The organism is Niastella sp., from assembly GCF_045805085.1.
Classification (GTDB): domain Bacteria; phylum Bacteroidota; class Bacteroidia; order Chitinophagales; family Chitinophagaceae; genus Niastella.
This window is the reverse complement of the sequence record NZ_JBJMLX010000137.1, coordinates 1-5,455: the sequence shown is the minus strand read 5'-3', so window position 1 is coordinate 5,455 and position 5,455 is coordinate 1. Positions and strand designations below refer to the sequence as shown.

General features: G+C 45.1%; 7 protein-coding genes. 4 read left to right on the top strand and 3 right to left on the bottom strand.

The features are described 5' to 3' along the window. Positions 1-225 (top strand): PEP-utilizing enzyme (locus ACJ751_RS06960; RefSeq protein WP_407744662.1); only part of this gene is annotated, 225 nt, incomplete at its 5' end. Here ACJ751_RS06960 and ACJ751_RS06955 read toward each other — a convergent pair. Further along, entirely contained in the window at positions 209-610 is a 402-nt protein-coding gene (locus tag ACJ751_RS06955) for a hypothetical protein (protein ID WP_407744661.1), read from the bottom strand. The genes ACJ751_RS06960 and ACJ751_RS06955 overlap by 17 nt on opposite strands. 172 nt (positions 611-782) lie before the next feature. On the opposite strand from ACJ751_RS06955, the gene ACJ751_RS06950 reads away from it, so the two are divergent. Beyond that, complete coding sequence (locus tag ACJ751_RS06950) at positions 783-1,220, top strand: CBS domain-containing protein (RefSeq protein WP_407744659.1); 438 nt, start codon at positions 783-785, stop codon at positions 1,218-1,220. 174 nt (positions 1,221-1,394) lie between these two features. Here ACJ751_RS06950 and ACJ751_RS06945 read toward each other — a convergent pair whose 3' ends face one another. Together ACJ751_RS06945 and ACJ751_RS06940 are read right to left on the bottom strand one after the other, a co-directional pair. Continuing rightward, the gene (locus ACJ751_RS06945) at positions 1,395-3,509 is read right to left on the bottom strand and encodes an endonuclease MutS2 (protein ID WP_407744658.1); all 2,115 of its coding nucleotides are present in this window, start codon (positions 3,507-3,509) and stop codon (positions 1,395-1,397) included. Positions 3,510-3,594: 85 nt separating this feature from the next. Next, entirely contained in the window at positions 3,595-4,044 is a 450-nt protein-coding gene (locus tag ACJ751_RS06940; protein ID WP_407744657.1) for a hypothetical protein, read from the bottom strand. 160 nt (positions 4,045-4,204) lie between these two features. Between ACJ751_RS06940 and ACJ751_RS06935 the strand changes: the two genes are divergently transcribed. Both ACJ751_RS06935 and ACJ751_RS06930 read left to right on the top strand, forming a co-directional pair. Continuing rightward, positions 4,205-5,062, top strand: a complete 858-nt coding sequence (locus ACJ751_RS06935) for a hypothetical protein (RefSeq protein ID WP_407744655.1) — start codon at positions 4,205-4,207, stop codon at positions 5,060-5,062. A 140-nt stretch (positions 5,063-5,202) separates the two neighbouring features. Beyond that, the coding region (locus ACJ751_RS06930; protein WP_407744654.1) for a peptide-methionine (S)-S-oxide reductase at positions 5,203-5,455 on the top strand (253 nt) is incomplete at its 3' end.

Genomic DNA, 5,455 nt, shown 5'->3' with positions numbered 1-5,455 from the left:
GATATCCTGGTCACCGTTTTTACCGACCCCAGCTGGACACCCCTGTTTGTGTCTGTAAAAGGACTGGTTACCGAAGTGGGCGGACTAATGACCCACGGGGCCGTAATAGCCCGGGAATATGGCTTACCCGCAGTGGTGGGGGTTGAAAATGCTACCCGGCTGATTAAGGACGGGCAACGCATCCGGGTAAATGGAACGGATGGTTATATTATTGTACTTCAATAACGGCGTGGCGGATGGTGGCCGGGTAGCCGCCCTCATGTCCGTGCCGGGAAGAATCGATAGTGCCCCGGATTAAAACAGTGCGATTGCTCAGAGTGTCACAACCAATCCCCGATTTGGAGCGCCTGGCCTCCACCCAAATGCGCCCCGTCCAATCGTATGATTTATTATCCGAAACTGTTTGGATTACAGGCTGAACAGCAGTATGTTCAAAACCACAAACGTAATAGCCCCGGATCTCTACTTTTTTATGCTGGTAACTGCCAATAGAATCCAGTAAGTGTTCCAACGGAACTTTGGAATATTCGCTTTGTAAATTTTTAGCATGGCTACAGGCTTGCAGCAATAACAGGCATGGGATCAATGCCCTGGATATTAAGGATTTCATGATTAAAGGATACGATTAAATTTCCGCTATAATACACATTTTTCAGCAAGGAGCAAATGGGAGCTATACCGGGAAATTCACGGTTTTTTGCATAAAATGCACGTCTGGCGTAGGTTTTCTATCGCTTTTGTTGTAATTTACTTTAAATGATTGCTCACCAAAACAATGCCGTATGAATAAAAAAGTGGCCGATGTTCTGCTTCGCAAAGGAAGCAATATTACAACTGTTACCCCAGGCACAACAGTACTGGAAGCGCTCCATATCATGGCCGATCAGAATATCGGTTCCGTGATGGTTTTAGAAGATGGCCACTACCTGGGCATTGTTACAGAACGTGATTATTCGCGCAAGGTAGTTCTCAAGGGAAAATCTTCTACCGACACAAAAGTATCGGAGATAATGTCTAACGATCTGCCGCGTGTTACTGCACACGATTCTGTTGACTATTGCATGCAGTTAATGTCCGACAGAAACATCCGTTACCTGCCCGTTTTTGACGAGAACCAGGTAACCGGTATTATTTCCATCAATGATGTGGTAAAAGAAACCATCCTGTCACAACAGGAAACCATCACCCAGTTAAAAGACTACCTGCACTCAAGTTTATAAACAGCAGGCACCTTAGTTAAAAAGCTCCCCTGGTATACCAGAGGAGCTTTTTTATTATTGAATGAATTTTTTGGCAGAAGGCAGAGGGCAGAAGGCAGAGATAAATACAACCTCGCGATATTATTCAACCTGTCAACCTTTCAACTTCAAACTTTGAACTTAAAACTTTGAACCTTACTCCTCACTTTCTTTTTCAGTAACAACCACCAGATCATCCACCGAAACCGTAATAGGCATCAGCCCTAACTGAACTACCGCTTTTTTTCCACGCAACTCCTTCACCTCCCCTACCTGGTGGTTCTTTTTCATCAGTACTTTATCGCCTACCTGTACTTCACCACCCACTTCATCATATTTTGAATTGAGCTTTTTCTTTACCTTCTCCGTAACCTGTTTTTGGTGTTGCCTGAACAACAACGCATGCATTTGTTTTATCAGGTCTTTTTTATCTTCCTGCGACTCGGCTTTCTTCCAGTCAAACACCAGTTGTTTCAGCTTGCGTTCCATATCCTTCAGAAAAGCGATGCGGTCTTCGGTGATGCGGTTCTGCTGCTTCAACAGTTCTACCTGCTGCTCGTGCCGTTCTTTATTGATCACCTGCTGCATTTCCTTATGCAGCTTTTCATTGTCTTTTATCAACTTCGACAGTTCCTTTTCCTTTTTCTCAATCTCCCGCTGATCCTGCTCGGCACGGTTCAACAGTTTATCAAGGCGGAAATGGTCATCATCCACCAGGCTGCGCGCCCGGTCAATCAACCGTTTATCTAGTCCAATGCGTTCAGCAATAGAAAATGTATACGAACTACCGGGTTTACCTACCGCCAGTTTATACAAAGGCATCAGCGTCTTTTCATCAAAAGCCATAGCGCCGTTGATAATGCCGGGTGTTTTATTGGCCATCACCTTTAGGTTCAGGTAGTGGGTGGTAACAATACCCATAGCATGTTTATGACCCAGTTCTTCCATAATCACCTCGGCAAAAGCGCCGCCCAGGTTGGGGTCACTACCACTACCCAGCTCATCGATAAAGAACAGGGTTTTACCATTGGCATTTTCAATAAAATGCTTCATGTGTAACAGGTGCGAACTATAGGTACTCAATGCGAACTCGATGCTCTGCGTATCACCAATATGGATCATGAGCTGTTTAAAGATACCAAACACCGAATTGGGATGGGCAGGTACCAGCAAACCACTTTGTATCATTAATTGCGACAACCCTACCGTTTTCATAGTAACGGTTTTACCTCCCGCGTTAGGTCCTGAGATAACCAGGATACGTCTTTTTTCATCGAGCATCACATCAACCGGGATGGTTGTTTTCTTCGATTTCTGGTGATACAGGTATAACAGGGGGTGATAAGCCTGTATCAACTCCACATGCGCTTTATCCTGCAACATGGGGAAGTTACCATTCATATCAAGCGCCAGTTTTGCCTTGGCGTATATAAAATCGTATTCACCCAATACCTGGTGCCAGGTTTTCAGCAAGGGAGCGTACATCGACAATTTGGCCGTGAGCTGTTGCAGAATGCGGTACACTTCACGACGTTCATCATTTTCCAGCGAATAGATCTCATTGTTCAGTTCGATGGTTTCTTCCGGTTCAATATAGGACGTACGACGGGTATCACTTTCTCCATGGAGAATACCTTTTACCTGCCGCTTTTGTTCAGCCACAATGGCTACCACGCGGCGGCCGTTCAGAAAGGCCTCATCGATATCTGCCGTATAACCAGCCTTGCTTAATTTTTGAACGATCTTGTCGAACAGGCGGCGCAGCTCCATACGTTTCCGGTACAGACTGCTGCGAATGCGCGCCAGGTCTTCTGAGGCATTGTCTTTCACTTCACCGTTTTCAAGCAACACATCATCTATCAGTTCCATGATCACCTTTTCGTAATAGGTGTCACCGATCACTTTTACGAGTGCAGGATAGGCCAGCCGTCGGTCAGCATCGAACCAGCGAAAAATGTTTGAAATGCTTTCCGCCAGTTTACGTATCAATATAAACTGTTCACCGGTAAGCATAGCGCCGCTAATGCCCAGTAATCGTAATTCTTTGGCCAGGTTCAGCACGTAATCATTAGGGAAATACATGCTGTGCTCTATCAGTAATTTGTATTCGTGGCTTTGTTGTAACTCCAGCTCAATAAACTCTTTGCGGGTATGAATGCGCAGGTCCTGCGATTTGCTTTTGGCATACTCCGTTTTACAATGCTCTTCCAGCAGTGCCTTAACTTTATCAAACTCCAGTTGTGATAACGCCGATTCAGGAAAAAACTTCATATAATTAACTCTTCTCGAACCGGCAAAGGTACTATAGTTTTTTGGATGTGGGTAATGTACGCAGTATTATCTGGCCCCGGATGGCCTATGCGCCGCTGGGAGCGGGCTTTTTTACAATTTGTATAAAGAAATATATCAGAAAAATAATCTGCACCAGTAAACAACCTTCTGCGCACGCCACTTTCAATTGATTTCTAAACATCAATGCATCCAGGTCGGCAGTGGTAAAATTACCGGCGGCAGAACCACCTTTCACAAATCCTAAACCAATAAAAACGCCAAACAATAAAAGGGTCAGCGTGATGTACGTAAGAGCAAATTTTTTATTTACCACCTGGTGCCGGCGCCGGATCAATTTAAAAAGAAAAATTACCACCAGCAGCCATGCCGCAAAACTCCCCGCACTATGGGAATTGACAATGATATAATAAGTATCATTGAACTCAATGGCGTTTGACATAGCTCCATACTTCGATGCACTTAAAAACAGCAAAATAAGCACCGGCCAAAACAGGATATTCTCGATCTTTTTCATAATTGCTTCATATAGCGGGGCATAATATTACTACAGTCAATTCGATCCTACAACCCATTCCAATATATTTATTTAAAATAATATACAATATTTACCCGGTTCTCCTGTTTAAACCTTCTAATCAATACCGGGTCTGAACTACAAACCAATTGCACAATAAATGAAGCATCTTTTACCCGCCCTGCTTATTCTTTTAGCATCCGGCACGTTGAAAGCACAGGATTCAACCGGTTTACCCGGCGATAATTTCAGTTTACAGGGCGCCCTCGACCTGTTTAAAAAAGCAGGTTCACCCGAAGAATTTGAAAAATTGCTCAACTCTGCAGATAGCAAAGTAAACAACCTCGATCTGAACGATGACGGCAACACCGATTATATAAGGGTTACCAGCAAACGCGAAAACGACGTACAGATCTTTGTACTGCAGGCGCTGGTTTCTGAAACGGAGAGCCAGGATATTGCAGTAATAGAACTGCAAAAGAATGGTAGCGACAATGCCGTGATCGATATCGTGGGTGATGAAGATATTTATGGGGAAGAAACCATTGTAGAACCGGATGAAAACGGCGATGCCTTTAATGAAGGCGCCTCCTCCCTGGCCGGTGGTCCCAACCTGGAAAGCGCCAACCCATTCTCAACCAACGGTATTATAGTGAACGTTTGGGCCTGGCCTTGTGTTCGTTTTGTATATGCACCCTCTTATGTAGTGTGGGTATCACCTTATACCTGGCGTGCGCACCCGGTTTGGTACCGCCCCTGGCATCCACTGGCATGGCGTGTTTACCGCCCTATGCGTTATCGCTATCGCGCACATTATGCAGTGGTTACCACCCGCCGGGTAGTTGTAGCACAACCCATTTACCGGCCCATGCGCGTTACATCGGTTACCGTAATCAATCGCCATCACACCGCCGTGAACAATTACCGCGTTACCCGCAAAACCACTACCGTTCAGGGCCCGCGTGGCAGAAGATACAGCAGAACCACCACCACCGTAAGGCGTAGAAGAAGATTTTAGAATATCCTGAGTATAGTTAGTAAGGGTGGGGCATCCGTCAGCCGATGGATGCCCCACCCTTTTTATTTCCCCTACTTTTGTAATTCGTTAACATCTGTCACTTCACACCCCTCGTATATAGGGGTGTTAAAAACAATACAATGATACATCTGTTAAAACAACACGGTATGAAGGTCTTTCTGACAGGGGTGCTGGTAACAATAGTCACCTTGTTTTCCTGCGCACAAAAACAAAACGCAAAAAAGAATATTAGTAAGGATATGACAACAAATACGAATACGGTGAACACGGCCACCGATACCGCCACCTTTGGCACCGGTTGCTTTTGGTGTACGGAGGCTATCTTTCAGCAATTGGATGGGGTAATTAAATCAACTTCAGGGTACAGCGGCG